This window comes from Sutterella seckii, assembly GCF_009183815.1.
GTDB classification, from domain to species: domain Bacteria; phylum Pseudomonadota; class Gammaproteobacteria; order Burkholderiales; family Burkholderiaceae_F; genus Sutterella; species Sutterella seckii.
Genome location: NZ_WEHX01000002.1, coordinates 24,017 through 40,485, shown reverse-complemented (window position 1 = coordinate 40,485; position 16,469 = coordinate 24,017). Strand labels below are relative to the sequence as shown.

Sequence of the window (16,469 nt, the reverse complement as noted above, 5' to 3'; positions counted from 1 at the left end):
TCAACGATCAAGCCCGGTCTTTCTGCCGGGCTTGAGTCTGATGGGGGTTCCCATGAAACGACCTTTCAATTTCGCTCCCGGTCCGGCGATGCTGCCTGAGCCGGTGCTCTCGCGGATCCAGTCGGAGCTCCTCGACTATCAGGGACTCGGCTTTTCGATTCTCGAGGCAGGCCACCGGGGACCGCAGGTTGCGGAGATCATGCGGAACCTGAAGGCCCGGATCCGCTCGCTCCTCAAGGTGCCCGACAATTACGACATCCTTTTCTGCCAGGGCGGCGGGCGCATGCAGTTTTCGATGGTGCCCATGAATCTCCTGGGAGCCGGGACGCTTTCGACCTACATCATCACGGGCGCCTGGAGCAAGGCGGCCGCAAAGGAAGCGCTCCGGTTCGGGCGCGTGCAGACCGCTTATTCCGGGTCGGGCACGAGAGCGCCCGCCAATGAAGAGCTCGAAGTCCTTCCGGAATCGAGCTACTGCGCGTATTGCGACAACGAAACCATCCACGGCGTGGAATTTCCGGCGCCTCCGATGCTGACGGACGCGCCCGACGTGCCGCTCGTCGCGGACATGTCGAGCAACTTCATGACGAGGCCCGTGGACGTCAATAGATTCGGCCTCATCTGGGCCGCCGCGCAGAAGAATTTCGGCATCGCCGGTCTTTCGGTCGTGATTCTTCGGCGTGATCTGCTCGGGCTCGCGACTGCCGAGGTGCCGACGCTTCTCAACTACGGCGTCTACAGCCGTACCGACAGCGTTCCCAATACGCCGCCCGTCTTTCAGCTCTATGTCGCGAACCTCATGGCCGAGTGGATTGAGAATGAAGGCGGGCTCGAGAAGCTCAATGCCCGCGCGCTCGTCCGCTCGTCGCAGCTCTACAGCGTCATCAGCGAACTCTCCGACACCTATGTGTCGCATGTCGCCGAGGGTTCGAGAAGCCGCGTCAACGTGGTCTTCCGCCTTCGCGATGAGGCGCTGACGAGCGTCTTCGTGAAGGAAGCCGCTGCAGAGGGGTTCATTAATCTGGCGGGCCACCGGTCCGTCGGAGGCATCCGGGCATCCATGTACAACGCCATGCCGATTGAAGGGGCGGTGAAGCTTGCCGACTTCATGCGGAACTTTGCCGTCCGGCATCCGGCAAAAACGAAGATCGTCGTTCCGGCATAAGACCGGAGAGCAGCAGATTTCTTAGCGAGAGGGAAAAATGACCGTACCAGTGATCACCATTGACGGACCGGCCGCGAGCGGCAAGGGAACGATTGCCGAACGCGCTGCCAGGGCGCTCGGTTTCCATTATCTCGACAGCGGCGCGCTCTACCGGCTTGCCGCGCTGGCGTCCCTTGAGGCCGGCATCGACCTCTCTGACGGTCCGGCTGCGGAAGCGGTTGCCAGAAACCTGAAGCCCCTCTTTCGCGATTCAAGGATCTGGCTCGAAGGCCGCGATGTGACGGAAGCGATCCGCACGGAAAAGGTGGGGGTTGCCGCTTCTCAGGTGGCCGCTATTCCGGGCGTGAGAAAGGCGCTTTTTGATCTGCAGAGGAATGCTGCGGAAGCGCCTGGCCTTGTTGCTGACGGCCGCGACATGGGAACGGTGGTTTTCCCTGAGGCGCCCCTCAAGATTTTCATGACGGCATCCGCTGCCGTGCGGGCCGAGCGGCGCGCGAAGCAGCTCGAGGCAAGAGGGCTCAAGGCCGATCGGGCAGCGCTTACGCGCGACCTCGAGGAGCGCGACCGTCGCGACCGGGAACGCGCCGCGGCGCCCCTCAAGCCCGCAGCGGATGCAAAGCTTCTCGACACTTCCGACATGACGATTGACGAAGTCGTTAAAAAAGTGCTCGACTGGTGGCAACTCGCTCGCTAAGTTGCTGTAACATAAACGTTTCCTTCGGGTGGTGTCCGGATTAGCGGACAGCCGCCCGTATTTTTCCATCAACTCCGCCCGTTCCTGCATCCAGAGATTCAGGGATGCGGCGTGCTTCCAAACATTATTTTTTCCACAATGTCCAACGAAACCAACAAGCCCGAATCCTTCGCTGAGCTCTTTGAGCAGAGCCTTGCCAGCCAGGAAATGCGTCAGGGTGAAGTCATCACCGCTGAAGTCGTCCGCGTCGACTACAACTTCGTCGTCGTCAACGCCGGCCTGAAGAGCGAAGCCTACGTGCCTATCGATGAGTTCAAGGATGACCATGGCGAAGTGACCGTCAAGCCGGGCGACTTCGTCTCCGTCGCCATTGAGTCTGTCGAAAACGGCTACGGCGATACGATCCTCTCGCGTGACAAGGCCAAGCGCCTCGCCGCCTGGATGAACCTCGAGCAGGCTCTCGAATCCGGCGAACTCGTCACCGGTACGGTCACGGGCAAGGTCAAGGGCGGCCTCACCGTCATGACCAACGGCATCCGCGCCTTCCTCCCGGGTTCGCTCGTCGACACCCGTCCGGTCAAGGACACGACGCCGTACGAAGGCAAGACCTTCGAGTTCAAGGTCATCAAGCTTGACCGCAAGCGCAACAACGTTGTCGTCTCCCGCCGCGCCGTCGTCGAAGCCAACATGGGCGAAGAACGCGCCAAGCTCCTCGAGACGCTCCAGGAAGGCGCCATCGTCAAGGGCATCGTCAAGAACATCACCGACTACGGTGCGTTCGTTGACCTCGGCGGCATCGACGGCCTCCTCCACATCACCGACCTCGCCTGGCGCCGCGTCCGCCACCCGAGCGAAGTTGTTCAGGTTGGTCAGGAAATCACCGCCAAGGTTCTCAAGTTCGACAAGGAAAAGAGCCGCGTCTCCCTCGGCCTCAAGCAGCTCGGCGAAGATCCGTGGATCGGCATCAGCCGCCGCTATCCGAAGGGCACCCGCCTCTTCGGCAAGGTCACGAACATCACCGACTACGGTGCGTTCGTTGAAGTCGAAGCCGGCATCGAAGGCCTCGTGCACGTTTCCGAAATGGATTGGACGAACAAGAACGTCGATCCGCGCAAGGTTGTTCAGCTGGGCGATGAAGTCGAAGTCATGGTTCTCGACATCGACGAAGACCGCCGCCGCATCAGCCTCGGCATGAAGCAGTGCAAGCCGAATCCCTGGGATGAGTTCGCTCAGTCCCACAAGAAGGGTGATCGCGTCAAGGGCCAGATCAAGTCGATCACGGACTTCGGCGTCTTCATCGGCCTTCCGGGCGGCATTGATGGCCTCGTTCACCTCTCCGACCTCTCCTGGAACGAGTCCGGTGAAGAAGCTGTCCGCCAGTACAAGAAGGGCGACGAAGTCGAAGCCATGGTTCTCGCCATCGACACCGATCGCGAACGCATCAGCCTCGGCATCAAGCAGCTCGGCGGCGATCCGTTCGGCACGTTCGCTTCCACGCACGAGAAGGGCGCCGTCGTCAAGGGCACCGTCAAGTCGGTTGACGCCAAGGGCGCCGTGATCGACCTCGGCAACGACGTCGAAGGCTACCTCCGCGCTTCCGAGATCTCCACGGATCGCGTTGAAGACGCCACGACCGTCCTCTCCGTCGGCCAGGAAGTTGAAGCTGCCGTGATCAGCCTTGATCGCAAGAACCGCAGCATCCAGCTCTCCATCAAGGCTAAGGACGCCGCTGAAGCCCGCGTTGCGCTCGATCGCGTCAACGCTGACGCCGGCTCCGCCACGGGCACGACGAACCTTGGCGCTCTGCTCAAGGCCAAGCTCGAGCAGAAGTAATCAGAGTCAGAGGAGGCAACCATGGGTAATTCCATGACCAAATCCGAACTTCTTGCTGAGTTCTACGGACGTCTTCCGACGTTTCGCGAGCGCGACTGCATGGATTCCGCTGCCGTGATCATCAATACGATGGCCGACACGCTGGTTGAAGGCAGCCGCATCGAGATTCGCGGTTTCGGCTCCTTCGGACTGAAATATCGTCCGGAGCGCGTCGGCCGCAATCCTCAGGATGGTTCGGCAGTTGCTGTGCGCGCCCGTTACACCGTCTTCTTCAAGGCCGGCAAGGGCCTGAGGGAGCGCGTGGACAAGAGCCGCGAATCTGATGTCTGACCAAAGATGATTTTCGGGAAATCCTTCATTCATTGAATGAGGATCTCTCTGAAAAAACATCCTGAAAGCCGCATTCCTTTTCGAGGGAGTGCGGCTTTTCTCTTACGCGTCCGGGCGATGACGGACTGTTACGGCTGTTGCTTCTATCCGACAAAAATCACAATTAGGAGGTAATTGAAAAATCGAGAAAAATTCTCATTTACCAAAATTGACCATCGAATAGCTCCTCCGTTCTACCTATGATGAACCTCGGTTCAATCGGCGTTCCGGTCTTGTGCAAGAAGTCCGCTACGCCAGTGCTGCGAATGCCCGGAGGGCGTTCGTTCACGTCCGCCGAAGCATTTCGCCATCAGAGCACTATGCCGGCGGGCTTTTAAATGGGATTTCTGAAAATGAAAAAGACTCTTGCTGCGCTCGCCGTCCTCGGCGCGTTTGCCGGCTCCGCCATGGCTGCTGATGTGACGCTTTACGGCGCCATCGACCAGGGCCTCTCCTATACCTACAGCGACGTCAAGGGCTTCGATGGATCGAAGGTTGTTGACGGCGACAATACGTTTGAAATGACGTCCGGCATTGATACGGCCAGCAAATTCGGCCTCAAGGGCGTCGAAGATCTCGGCAACGGCTACAAGGTCGGCTTCAAGCTTGAAAACGGCGTCAGCACTGATGACGGCACGCTTGGCCAGGATGGCCGCCTCTTCGGTCGTGAAGCCGCTCTGACGGTTTACGGTCCCTTCGGTGAACTCGCTTTCGGCCGCATGGGCGGCATCGCTTCGTCGGCCGGCACGTATGATCTCCTCGGCTATGTTGAATCCTTTGACGGCGGCGACAACGCTGTCTGGGGCTTTGACGCCAGCGATCGTTACGACAACATGATCACCTATGCCACCCCGCGTGTTGCTGGTCTCCAGGGTATCGTCCAGTACTCCTTCAAGACGGACAGCAAAGCCGAACGTGACGATAAGAAGACGATGACCGAAGGCGAGTCGACGGCTGAACGTTATTTCTCCGTCGGCGTGACGGGTGAATATGGTCCTGCCCAGTTTGCGGCTGGCTATGAACTCACGAAGTATTCCACGCTGGATCGTGTCGCTGAGTACAAGTTCGAACCTGATGATCACAACCTCGTCTTCGTCGGCGGCAACTATGACTTCGGCGTTGCGAAGCTCTTTGCTGAAGCTCAGTACTTCTCCGGTGCCCGCAGCATCTTCTCAGACAGCTTTGATGTTGGCTCGTCCATTGTGTACAACGAGGGTGACGAGACCACTCCTGCCTCGTATTACGCCACCGAAAAGGGCTATAAGGGCTACGGTCTGCACCTCGGCACGGTTGCTCCGGTTGCCGGCGGCGAACTTTGCGTTGGTCTCTACTACGTGGATGCCACCCTTGAAGATCTTTACACCTCTGAGTATGACGGCAAGAAGGATCTCGACGCCAAGTACTACGGTCTTGCTGCCCGTTACGGCTATGAGCTGAGCGAACGCACCAAGATCTATGTCGGTGGCGGCTATGCAGAAGCCACGCTTGATAAGTACGATGAATCTCTTGCCAGCGACTACAAAGAGAAGATCGGCAACGTCTACGTCGGCCTCGCTCACACGTTCTAATCTCACTCCTCTGAGATTGATCTGATCTGAAGCCTCGGTTCTCCGGGGCCAGGATAAAAAGAACGCCAACGGCGCATTTCCTAAATGATGGAAGTGCGCCGTTTCTCTATTCAGCATTTGAAAAATGGATTTCACAAAGAGAAGAACGATTCTCAAAAAGTTCGGAAACTCCGGATCGCAGTAAAATTTCTCTCTTTGACTTCGTGCGGCGATATCCAATGCCGTACGCTGATTAATTTCGGGGAAGCACCGCGCGATGGAATTCGACTACTGGTATCTGATCTTTGTTCCGGTTCTCTTCTTTGCCGGCTGGTGGTGCCGCGGCTGGGATCAGCGGCAGCGCGGCGAAGCGGCGAAGGTGCCGGAAGTCTGTTCGCGCGGTCTCGCACTTCTCCTGGACGGGGCTCCGGACAAAGCCATTGACGCCTTCATTGAAGTCGTGCGCGTGGACCCGGAACTGACGGAACTCGAGCGAGTGCTCGGGAATCTCTTGAGAAGCCGCGGCGAGTTCGAGCGTGCTGTGCGGCTTCACCGGCATCTCTACAACCGCGCGGATCTTCCGGACGAAGAGCGTGCGCTCGCCCTGAAGGAGCTTGCGCGCGACTTCCTCTGTGCCGGGTTCTTCGATCGCGCCGAAGCAGCGTACAGGAAGCTCGCGAGCGTCCCGTCGGAGCACCTCCATGCGCTTCGCGAACTCCTGAAGATCTACGTCACGGAACATGAATGGGCGGCCGCCACGGAAACGGCGCGTCTTCTCGAAACCCAGGCCGGTGAAAATCACGCCGAGGAGATCGCTCATTTCTATTGCGAGCGCATCGACCTCGCGCTGAAGCACAAGAACCTCGAGGAAGCGCGTCTTCTTGTCACGCCCCTTCTGCGCTACCAGGATACAACGCCCCGCGTCGACATTACGGTCGCGAAGGTGGCGCTGGCCGAAGGGTCGACTCCGGAAGCCATCCGCTACTGGAAGGATGTGGTTGAGAAGAGCCCGGACTATGCGCCCCTCGTCATCGGTCATCTCGCGGATGCGCTTTCTGCGGAAGGCGACCAGGCGGGCGCTTTCGCGCTTCTCCTCGACGTTACGGAGAAGCTCGGCACTGCCGACGTCATGGAAGCAACGCTCACGCGCATCGCCGCCTGGCAGGGCGTGCCCTCGGCCGAGAAGATCGCGAGGCGCTTCCTCGAGGAACACCCGAGCCTTTCAGCCTTCAATGCCATGATGCAGATGAAGTTGAAGGGCAATCCCGACGACGAGATGACGAAGATGATCGCCGGGCTGCTTGAACAGAATGCCCGCAGGTGGTCGCGCTACCAGTGCAGAAAGTGCGGGTTCCTGGCTTCAAGCTTCTCGTGGCATTGCCTCGGCTGCGGCGCCTGGGACAGCTTCTCCCCGCGGCGCATCGAGGACAAGAAGCGCGCGGTCTAAAAACTCGAAGAATCTCCCGCGCATTTGTTACAAAAGGGGAGAAAGCCGGTTAAGGGAATTCCTTCTCCCCATCCGTAAAATCATCATTAACGCATCCGCACGCCAATTACTGGATGCCTGCGGCGCCGCACCCCAAGAATGCTAAGAAGCGGCGCTCGTCATCTCTCACAAAAGCATTTGTGTCTCCAGAGGACGCTAAGGAAAGGAATAGAAAGCCATGTTCAAACGCATCGGCCTTTTAATACTCGCTAATCTCGCCATCTTCATCATGCTCTCCGTGATTCTCACGGTGATCCAGATGGTGTTCGGCATCAACTTCGGGACGATGAGCGGGAAGTCGCTCAATCTCGGAACGCTCTTCGTCTTTGCGATGGTGGTGGGCTTCTCTGGCTCGATCATCTCGCTCCTGATGTCGAAGACGATGGCGAAGATGTCGATGGGCCTGCAGATGATCGACGTGAACAACCCTCAGTCCCCGGTTGAGCGCTATCTCGTCGACGTTGTCCGCAGCGAAGCCCAGAAGGCGGGGCTCCCCATGCCTGAAGTCGGCATCTACGACGGCGAACCCAACGCCTTTGCTACGGGCGCCTCCCGCTCGAGCGCGTTGGTCGCCGTGTCGACGGGCCTTCTCAACCTCATGAACCGCGAAGAGGTTGAGGCTGTGCTCGCGCATGAACTTTCGCACGTGAAGAACGGCGACATGGTCACGATGACGCTCCTTCAGGGCGTGATGAACACCTTCGTCGTCTTCCTCTCGCGCATCATCGGCTGGGTCGTCGACCGTCAGATCCTTCGCAACGAAGACGATGCGCCGGGCGTCGGCTACTACGTCACCTCGCTTGTGCTCGACATCTGCCTCGGCTTCCTCGCCTCGATGGTTGTCGCCGCCTTCAGCCGCTACCGCGAATTCCACGCGGACGCGGGCGCCGCGGACATCATGGGCTCCACCACGCCGATGATCAATGCGCTCCAGCGCCTGGGCGGCATTGCCCCGAACGAGCTTCCGGGCAACGTCAAGGGCTTCGGCATCTCGGGCGGCATCGGTTCGCTCTTCGCGAGCCACCCCTCGATCGAAGACCGCGTTGCGGCGCTTCGCGAGCACCGCTACACGAACGCACAGTAATGCGCTTCTCGTCCTGACGCTTCGATAAGGCGGCAGGACCAGATAAAAAGGCTTCCCGCGGATCAGGTTCCGGGGAAGCCTTTTTTTGCGTTCGGGCTTTTGAACTCTTCGGGGAATGACCGAGCGGTCAGTAGCTCACCGTGCACTCGAGCCCGGCTTCGCGAAGCCTTGCGGCAATGCGGTCAAGCTCTTCATGGGTGGCCTTCTCGAGGCTCTTGTCCGGGGTTTCGCGGTCGATCGTGTAGATCGTGACGAGCTTCGGGCGGATCGCCTTCACGGCGGCAAGCCACGGTCCCACGAAGCGCTCCGACGTGTTGTCGACCGACTTTCCTTCCCAGGAGCCCTTCATGAACATGGTCTGAATCATGCAGTTGCCCTCAAAGGCCTTCATCTTTTCAACGAGCCTCTCGAGGTCGTAGCGGCCCTGCGGGCGGTTCACGAGCTCGATGTATTCGAGGTTCACGGTGTCGAGCTTGAGGAGTGCATTGTCGACCCTCTGGAGGGCGGCAAAGACTTCGGGCCTGAGGATATGGAAGGCGTTCGTGAGGACGCTGATTTTTGCCTTGGGCGCAAAGCGGTCGCGAAGCTTGATCACGTCGTCAACGATCTGCGCAAATTCCGGGTGCCCTGTGGGCTCTCCGTTCCCGGCAAAGGTAATTGCATCAGGCTTCTGGCCGGCTGCGGCCATTTCAGCAAGCTTTCCCTCGAGTTCCGAGCGCACGAGCGCCCGCGAAGGCATCTTCAGATGCGGCCGGTGGGAGCCGTTGAGGCCGCATTCGCAGTAAATGCAGTCGAAGGAACAGATCTTTCCGTCCGCAGGAAGAAGGTTGATGCCGAGCGAAATGCCGAGGCGCCGGGAATGGACGGGGCCGAAGATGGGGCTGGGGAAAAGAATCGTGGACATGAATTGCCCTGGAAGTTTCAGGCAGTGCTGCTGCCAAAAAAGGAATTCCCCAACATAACACAAGGGGATCCTTCCGGATGACGGGTGCTTGATCCTGAGACAAAAGGGAAACGGATCTCCCCGGTAAGGAAAGATCCGTTGGAATGGAGTTCAGCGTGAGCTGAGGATTCAGGGCTGAGGCTTATGGGACTCTGCCTCAAGAATGGCGGCCCTCATCTCATCGGGACTGTGCGAATCGTCCTTCGCAAACTGCCGGCCAACCCAGAGCGCCATGATGGTGAGGCTGATGCCGGTGAGGAAGAGCCCGGTTGCCGTAGCGCCCCAGAAGCCGAAGACGCCGTAAGGGCCGCCCGCCCATTCGCCATGGAAGGCGAACTGGTAGCCGAGTCCCAGACCCACGCCCCAGAGCATGATGCCGTAGATGATCATCGGCGCCACCGTCACGCGGTAGCCGCGAAGAGCAAAGGCGGAAACGGACTGCATCGCGTCGAAGACGTAGTAGAAGCACCCGAAAAGAATGAGCGACATCGCGAGACCGTGCACCTCCGCTTCACTGGTATAGAGCCAGAGAATGAAGCTTCGGAAGAGGAAGAGAAGCACAGACATCACGACGGCGATCGTCACCATGAGCTTCAGCGTGCGCTTCAGGCACTCATAGGCCACAGAGGGCCACCGGGCGCCGAGCGACTGCGCAATGAGGACCGAGGTCGCAATGCCGAGCGAGAGCGGCACCATGTAGCACATGGAAGTGAGGTTCGCGACGATCTGGTGCGCGGACATGATGTCGGGACCGAGGCGCGAGACGAAGATCGCCATCAGGGTGAAGCTTGAAACCTCAAAGAAGGTGCAGAGACCCATCGGTACGCCGATCTTGAGGAGGTTCCAGAGGCGCTTCCACTCGGGACGCACGAAGCCCGGCGCGTGCATCTTCTTATAAAACTTGTCCTTATTCCAGATCACCCAGTAGGCGATGAGGGAGAGATAAGTGAGGATGAAGAACGAGATGCCGGCGCCGCCGCCCCCGAGCGCGGGGAGGCCGAAGAGCCCGTACATGAAGACCGCGTTGAGCGGAGCCTTGAGGGCAAGCATGGCGAGCGACACCCACATCGTGACGCGCGGGCGCGATACGGCGGCATTGACCGCAATGAAGGTGCGGGCCGCCATGGAGCCGGGAAGAGCGAGCGCCGTCCAGAACATGTACTGGGTTGCCATCCGGGCAACCTCGCCCTTGGCGCCGCCGAGCTCCATCCAGAAGTCGGTCGCCATCAGAATGGGGACGCCGATGAGAGAGAAGCCGACAACGAGCCACATCGCCTGCCCGAGGTCAATGCCGATTTCGGTCATCTTGCGGGCGCCGTAGTGGTGGCCGGCAACGGGCGAAAGCCCCTGGAGGATGCCCACAAGTCCCATGAGAACGGAAATGGTCGCAGCGATGCCGAGCGCAATGGCGGCGAGGTGCTCGGCGCCGAGCTGTCCGCCCATGATCGTGTCGATCGTGCCGCTGCCGATGATGGCGACGTTGGCGACGAAAATCGGTCCGGCGAGACGAAGGAGCGCTTTGAACGAAATGTCGGGAGGAAGAAGATTCTGCGGCATGACGCTTTAAAAACGAGAATTAGCGGTTGCGTCCGGGGACGAGTGTGAAGGCTTCATCGGTATGTGGGCGCGAGATGGGCGGCGTGAGCGCCTCCTGGGGAACGTCGCTTCCGCGGTAGCGCACGAGCCTGAGCTTCGCGCCTTCGCCCGCCGGCGCAAAATGGATGCCGCCATGGAGCGTGAAGACCGTTCGGATGCCGGGAGAAAGAAGGTTCCCTTCAATGAGGGGAGACGCCTCGCCCGTGAGGCGCTTCGCTTCAGAAGCCGTCTCAAGCGCCGGGGCCTTATAGGAGCGGGCAATGTCAATTGCCGGATGCCAGAGGCCGAGGAAGGTGATGGCGGTCGCGGTCATGCCGGCAGCGGAGAGCCAGGGGCCGCGCCAGACGACGATCGGGCGGTGGGTGAGGCGCCAGGCGACGAAGACCACCCAGATCACGCAGGCGGCAAAGCCTGTGAGCGCGCCCCAGCCGAAGGTCGGCTCAAACCCGGGTGAAAGCATTGCGATCGAATGCGCCATCTTGGGCGGGAACCCGAGCATCGAAGCCAGCCAGTAGAGCCAGAGCGCGATGAGCGTCACCGAGAAGACCGAAATGGCAAACCAGTCGAGGAGATTCTCCCTTGACTGTCTGAGGGTAATGAGCCCGAAGGCGGCGAGCGTCATGAGACCCGGCACGGAAATGAGGAGAAGCAGCTCCGCAGCGCCTTCTTCCGTGAAGAGTCCCGCGCCTGCAGCGGTCAGAACCAGTGCGGCAGGAATCAGAATCTGCGAGCGGTCGAGCTGCCGGCGCCAGCTGTAGAGCGCCCAGAGCGCGAGAGGCCAGGCGGGGCAGAGGAACCAGACGCTGGTTCTGAGGAGCCAGAGCACGGTGTGCGAGGACGCAAGATCAAAGAATTCCGCCTGATGGGTCGCCCACTTTTCAAACCAGACGGCGGCCGCTTCCGGATAAAGGAGGAAGGCTGCGCCCGCCCAGAGGACGACGGGAAGCGCCGTGCCCGCAAGCGCAGAGAGAATGCGCCGGTCGCGGCTTCCCGGGAACGTGCGGGCGAAGGCATGAACGATGATCGTGGCGCAGAGAAGCCAGAGTCCGGCAGTGACGGCCGACGTGATGGCGGCAAAGCCGCAGGCGAGGCCGGAGAGGAAGGCTCCGGCAACGGGGCGCTTCAGCGTCATCGCGATGCCGAAGAAATTGAGCGCCGCGAAGGAAAGGAGCGCCGTGCCGGCGATGGGTTCATGCTGGCGAGCAACGATGCCGAAGGTCGCGACGAAAAGAAGGACGGCGCAGTCTGCAACCGCGCGCCCGTAGTTTCTCGGTTCCGCCTGGCCGCCGAAGGCGAAGGCGACGGGCTGGGCCTCGTTGCGTCTTGCGAGCCGGTATGCGCCGTACCAGAGGGAGGCCGTCGTGAGCGCAAACCAGAAGAGGCTCGCGAGCCGGTAGGCGCCGACTTCGCCCGCAAGACCCGAAAAGAGCGCGGTAAAGACCGCGGCAATCCAGCCGCTCACAGGCCCCGCCGATACCGGCATCCCGGAAACTTCAGGAAGAAGCCAGGCAGAGAGGCCCCCGGATAGCATCGATCGGGAGATGCCGAAAGTTTCCGCATCGCGCAGCGTCCAGAGATCCTGCGACCAGAGGCCCGAAAGAATGAATGCGCCGAGGAGCAGAAAGAGCGCGAAGCGCGGCAGTCTGCGGGCGGCCTCCTGCGAGAGGAAGGCGGGTGTGGGACGCTGTGTGAGCATGCGGAAAGTTCCTTTTTCAGGAGATCCAGGGCGGCAGGGAATGCTTCCCTTAACCGGAGGATCCTCGAATGCGGAGGTGCGGCAGCGAGGCCGCACTTTGAGGATGGCAGGCTTCTGTTAACGCAAAGAAAAGGAGAGCCCAACAATGTGGATCTCTCCTTTTCTCTGCGTCCGCAGTAAAGCTTTCCTGAGAAAGCCTTCTGCGGATTCATCCTGCGGGAAGCGCCTGAGGCGAAGCCTCACTGAAGGAAGGCTTCTGCCGGGGGTCGTCGTCCAAATTACTTGGAGGACTTGGCGGCTTCGGCAGCGGTGTTGAGCGCCTGCTTCTTGGCGGCGAACTTCGCGCGGAACTTCTCGACGCGGCCCGCTTCGACGATGCGGGTCTGGGCGCCCGTGTAGAACGGGTGCGAGGCGGACGACGTATCGAGCTTGAAGAGCGGGTAGGTCACGCCGTCGATCACCGTGGTTTCACGCGTCTGAACGGACGACGGGATGATGAACGTCTTGTTGATCGAGAGGTCGATGAAAGCGACGGGACGGTACTCGGGATGAATATTCGGCTTCATTTTGAAGAATTTTCCTAGTTTTTTGTTGTCGGTCGCCCTGGCGGCCTTGCGCGTCTGCCTCCAATCCTGGGGAGGTCTTCTAACGGGCATGCCGGCCCACGTGCCAACTGGGAAGACCGGCAATTATCCCTAAAGCGCCGAAAGAGTGCAAGCTGAGAAGCGAAGGATTCTTTTCAGAATGACTGGGACTTCTCCTTAAAGCCCGGCGGGCGCGGAGAGCCTTAAGGACGAAAAAAAGGGCGCAAACTAGAATGAAACTTCGTTTGAAAGATTTTCAGAGCGCTTTGCCCCGGGGGATCAGCGATCAAGGCTTCCCGGGGGAAACGCTTCCCGCACACTTCTTTAAGAGTTCACGAAAGCATCATGTCCCAGTTTGACCGCTGCGTCATCGCCACCCGCGAAAGTCCCCTTGCCATGTGGCAGGCTCTTCATGTTCAGGCGCTTCTGCGCGACCGCTATCCGGGTGCATCGGTGGAGCTCCTCGGCATGACGACCCGCGGCGACCAGATTCTCGACCGCACGCTCTCCAAGGTGGGCGGCAAGGGCCTCTTCGTGAAGGAGCTTGAGGTTGCCATGCAGAATGGCGAAGCCGACCTCGCGGTGCACTCCCTCAAGGACGTTCCGATGGAGCTCCCCGAAGGCTTTGAACTTGTTGCCGTCTCCGAACGCGAGGATCCGAGGGACGCCTTCGTCTCCCCGAAATACGCCTCGCTCGACGAAATGCCCGAGGGCGCGCGCGTCGGTACGGCAAGTCTGCGCCGCGAGCTGATGCTGCGCATGCGCTATCCGCACCTCAAGGTTCTGCCGGTGCGCGGCAACGTGGGCACGCGCCTTCGCAAGCTCGATGAAGGCGAATACGACGCCCTCGTGATGGCAAGCGCCGGTCTGAAGCGCCTCGGGCTCTCTGAGCGCATCCGTCAGATCATCCCGGCTGAAGTGAGCCTTCCCTCGCCCGGTCAGGGCGCGCTCGGGCTTGAAATCCGTGCGGGCGACAAGAAGATGGAAGAAGCGCTTGCCTTCATCAACAGCCCGGAAACGCGCGCCTGCTGCTTTGCGGAACGCGCCGTGTCGCGCGCGCTCGGCGGTTCCTGCCAGGTGCCGCTCGCCGCGTACGCCATCGTTGAAGAGGGTGAACTGTGGCTGCGCGCCTTGGTCGGCAACCACCACATCGGCGAAGCGGTCTTCTCCGAAGCCCGCGGTCCTCTTTCTGATCCTGAAGCGCTCGCCGCGAAGGTCGTTGCCGACCTCCGCCGCCAGGGCGCCGAGGAATATCTCAAGGCCTGCCTCCAATGATCCTTTCGAATGCGCATGATGCGGCCCAGAGCCGTCCCGTCATTCTGATGCGGCCGGGCGAAGCCAACAATCGCCTGGCTGACCAGCTCGAAGCCCTGTCGGACAACGTGTGGCGCTGGCCTGCCTTCAGGATTGAGCTCCCGCAGGAAACCGATCTCATCACGGAGCATCTCTCGAACCTCGACGACGTTGAGATGGTGGTGCTCCCGAGTCCGGCAGCCGTGACGGCGGTCGCGCACTGGGTGCGGGAGTGGCCCGAGCACATCACGCTCGCCACCGTCGGCGAGGGTACGGCCCGCGTCATCCGCGCCGCCTGGGGCGACAAGGTGAAGCTCATCTACCCCGAGGGCGATGCGGAGCATTCGGGTTCCGAAGCGCTCTGGCCCATCGTGCAGGCGCACGGCGCTCCGTCGCGCGTTCTTTTCCTTCGCGGCCAGACGGGGCGCGAGTGGCTTCCCGAACAGTTCAGAAGCATCGGGAGCGACGTCGTCGTTCTCTGCGCCTATGTGCGCATGCCGCTCGAACTTGATGCGCAGGAATTCCGCCGCCTGCAGCTCGCGGTGGCAGGGCCTTCGCCCGTGGTCTACATCACGAGCACCGACGCGGTCGACGTTCTCATGCATGCCGTGCGTCCTGTCGCGGGCGCGCGCGACTGGATCACGTCGGGCGTCGCGGTGGCGATTCATCCGAGAATCGAGAAGCGCCTCAAGGAAGCGGGCTTCTCTCAGATCGAGTTCACCTCAACCGATGACGAAACGGTGAAGGCGCATATTCTGAAGCACCTCGGGCATTGATTCCGGGGCCGCGCCCGAAGCCAAATAAAAACGCCGCTTTTCCCGGAAAAACCGGACGAGAAGCGGCGTTTTTGCTTGGGGGCGCTTTCTTCAGGGGCGCGGCGGGAAGCCTCGCCCCCGGACGGGAAGCGCCTTACTTCTTCATGGCGTCGAAGAATTCGGCGTTGGTCTTCGTGGCCTTCAGCTTGTCGAGGAGGAACTCCATCGCCTCGAGTTCGTCCATGTCGTAGAGGAACTTTCTCAGGACCCAGACCTTCTGGAGAACGTCGGGCTTGAGGAGGAGCTCCTCGCGGCGCGTGCCCGAGCGGTTGAGGTTGATGGCCGGGTAGACGCGCTTCTCGGCCATGCGGCGCTCGAGGTGGATTTCGTTGTTGCCCGTGCCCTTGAATTCCTCATAGATCACGTCGTCCATGCGCGAACCCGTGTCGATGAGGGCCGTGCCGATGATCGTGAGGGAGCCGCCTTCCTCGATCTTGCGTGCGGCGCCGAAGATTCTCTTCGGGCGTTCGAGCGCATTGGCGTCGACGCCGCCCGTGAGGACCTTGCCCGAGGACGGGATCACCTGGTTGTAGGCGCGCGCAAGGCGCGTGATGGAGTCGAGGAGAACGACGACGTCGCGCTTCGATTCCGCGAGGCGCTTTGCCTTCTCGATCACCATTTCAGCGACCTGAACGTGGCGCACGGCCGGTTCGTCGAAAGTAGCGGCAACGACTTCGCCGCGGATCGTGCGCTGCATTTCCGTCACTTCCTCAGGGCGCTCGTTGACGAGGAGCACCATGAGGACGACGTCGGGGTAGTTGGCGGCAATCGCGTGGGCGATGTGCTGCAGAAGCACCGTTTTGCCCGACTTCGGGGGCGCGACGATGAGGGAGCGCTGGCCCTTGCCGATCGGCGCAATCATGTCGATGATGCGGCCCGTGAGGTTCTCGTCGCCCCGCATGTCGCGCTCGAGAATCAGAGGCTCGTTCGGGAAGATCGGCGTGAGGTTCTCAAAGAGCATGCGGTGCTTGAGCGCCTCGGGAGGCAGATCATTCACCGTGTCGACGCGCACGAGCGCAAAGTAGCGCTCGCCCTCTTTCGGAATGCGGACTTCGCCTTCAATCGAGTCGCCCGTATGAAGGTTGAAGCGGCGGATCTGCGAGGGAGAGATGTAGATGTCGTCCGCGCTCGCGAGATAGCTCGTGTCGGGGCAGCGCAGGAACCCGTACCCGTCGGGGAGGATTTCGAGCGTGCCGTCGCCGTAGATGGTTTCGCCGAGCTTCGCCTTCTTCTTCAGAATGGCGTACATCAGCTCCTGCTTGCGCATGCGCTGGGCATTGTCGACTTCGAGGGCGGCAGCCATGTCGAGAAGCTGCGTAACGTGAAGCGCTTTGAGGTCGGAAAGATGCATGGGGTTGGTGGGT

Annotated in this window: 14 protein-coding genes; 9 read left to right on the top strand and 5 right to left on the bottom strand. The window is 60.7% G+C overall.

The genetic code is table 11. The features are described 5' to 3' along the window. The first annotated feature begins 52 nt into the window (after positions 1-52). From serC to htpX, 7 genes are all read left to right on the top strand, one after another. Positions 53-1,165: a 3-phosphoserine/phosphohydroxythreonine transaminase gene (gene serC, locus GBM95_RS00765; RefSeq protein ID WP_152157339.1), complete on the top strand. Its 1,113-nt coding sequence runs from the start codon at positions 53-55 to the stop codon at positions 1,163-1,165. A gap of 37 nt (positions 1,166-1,202) precedes the next feature. Continuing rightward, the gene (cmk, locus tag GBM95_RS00760) at positions 1,203-1,859 is read left to right on the top strand and encodes a (d)CMP kinase (protein WP_152157338.1); all 657 of its coding nucleotides are present in this window, start codon (positions 1,203-1,205) and stop codon (positions 1,857-1,859) included. Between the two features lie 138 nt (positions 1,860-1,997). Then, positions 1,998-3,692 carry a 30S ribosomal protein S1 gene (gene rpsA, locus GBM95_RS00755; RefSeq protein ID WP_139689151.1) on the top strand — a complete coding sequence of 565 codons (1,695 nt, stop codon included), beginning with the start codon at positions 1,998-2,000 and terminating at the stop codon, positions 3,690-3,692. Between the two features lie 21 nt (positions 3,693-3,713). Further along, positions 3,714-4,022 carry an HU family DNA-binding protein gene (locus tag GBM95_RS00750; protein ID WP_152157337.1) on the top strand — a complete coding sequence of 103 codons (309 nt, stop codon included), beginning with the start codon at positions 3,714-3,716 and terminating at the stop codon, positions 4,020-4,022. Positions 4,023-4,414: 392 nt separating this feature from the next. After that, positions 4,415-5,629, top strand: a complete 1,215-nt coding sequence (locus GBM95_RS00745) for a porin (protein ID WP_152157336.1) — start codon at positions 4,415-4,417, stop codon at positions 5,627-5,629. 256 nt (positions 5,630-5,885) lie between these two features. Then, positions 5,886-7,055 carry a lipopolysaccharide assembly protein LapB gene (locus GBM95_RS00740; RefSeq protein WP_152157335.1) on the top strand — a complete coding sequence of 390 codons (1,170 nt, stop codon included), beginning with the start codon at positions 5,886-5,888 and terminating at the stop codon, positions 7,053-7,055. 217 nt (positions 7,056-7,272) lie between these two features. Beyond that, on the top strand, positions 7,273-8,178 hold the full coding sequence (gene htpX, locus GBM95_RS00735) for a protease HtpX (protein WP_152157334.1): 906 nt from the start codon (positions 7,273-7,275) through the stop codon (positions 8,176-8,178). Positions 8,179-8,305: 127 nt separating this feature from the next. Here the strand turns inward: htpX and GBM95_RS00730 are convergent, their stop codons facing one another. From GBM95_RS00730 to GBM95_RS00715, 4 genes are all read right to left on the bottom strand, one after another. After that, the gene (locus GBM95_RS00730; protein WP_152157333.1) at positions 8,306-9,082 is read right to left on the bottom strand and encodes a radical SAM protein; all 777 of its coding nucleotides are present in this window, start codon (positions 9,080-9,082) and stop codon (positions 8,306-8,308) included. A 168-nt stretch (positions 9,083-9,250) separates the two neighbouring features. Next, positions 9,251-10,678 carry an MATE family efflux transporter gene (locus tag GBM95_RS00725; protein ID WP_152157332.1) on the bottom strand — a complete coding sequence of 476 codons (1,428 nt, stop codon included), beginning with the start codon at positions 10,676-10,678 and terminating at the stop codon, positions 9,251-9,253. Positions 10,679-10,697: 19 nt separating this feature from the next. After that, entirely contained in the window at positions 10,698-12,413 is a 1,716-nt protein-coding gene (locus GBM95_RS00720) for an ArnT family glycosyltransferase (protein ID WP_152157331.1), read from the bottom strand. A 278-nt stretch (positions 12,414-12,691) separates the two neighbouring features. Next, positions 12,692-12,979: a type B 50S ribosomal protein L31 gene (locus tag GBM95_RS00715; RefSeq protein WP_152157330.1), complete on the bottom strand. Its 288-nt coding sequence runs from the start codon at positions 12,977-12,979 to the stop codon at positions 12,692-12,694. A 363-nt stretch (positions 12,980-13,342) separates the two neighbouring features. Between GBM95_RS00715 and hemC the strand changes: the two genes are divergently transcribed. Together hemC and GBM95_RS00705 are read left to right on the top strand one after the other, a co-directional pair. Further along, the gene (gene hemC / locus GBM95_RS00710) at positions 13,343-14,272 is read left to right on the top strand and encodes a hydroxymethylbilane synthase (RefSeq protein ID WP_152157329.1); all 930 of its coding nucleotides are present in this window, start codon (positions 13,343-13,345) and stop codon (positions 14,270-14,272) included. Next, a complete protein-coding gene (locus GBM95_RS00705; RefSeq protein WP_152157328.1) occupies positions 14,269-15,066 on the top strand; it encodes a uroporphyrinogen-III synthase in 798 nt (265 codons plus the stop codon). Before hemC ends, GBM95_RS00705 begins: the two co-directional genes overlap by 4 nt. A 133-nt stretch (positions 15,067-15,199) precedes the next feature. Here GBM95_RS00705 and rho read toward each other — a convergent pair whose 3' ends face one another. Next, a complete protein-coding gene (gene rho / locus GBM95_RS00700) occupies positions 15,200-16,456 on the bottom strand; it encodes a transcription termination factor Rho (protein ID WP_152157327.1) in 1,257 nt (418 codons plus the stop codon). Positions 16,457-16,469 lie beyond the last annotated feature (13 nt).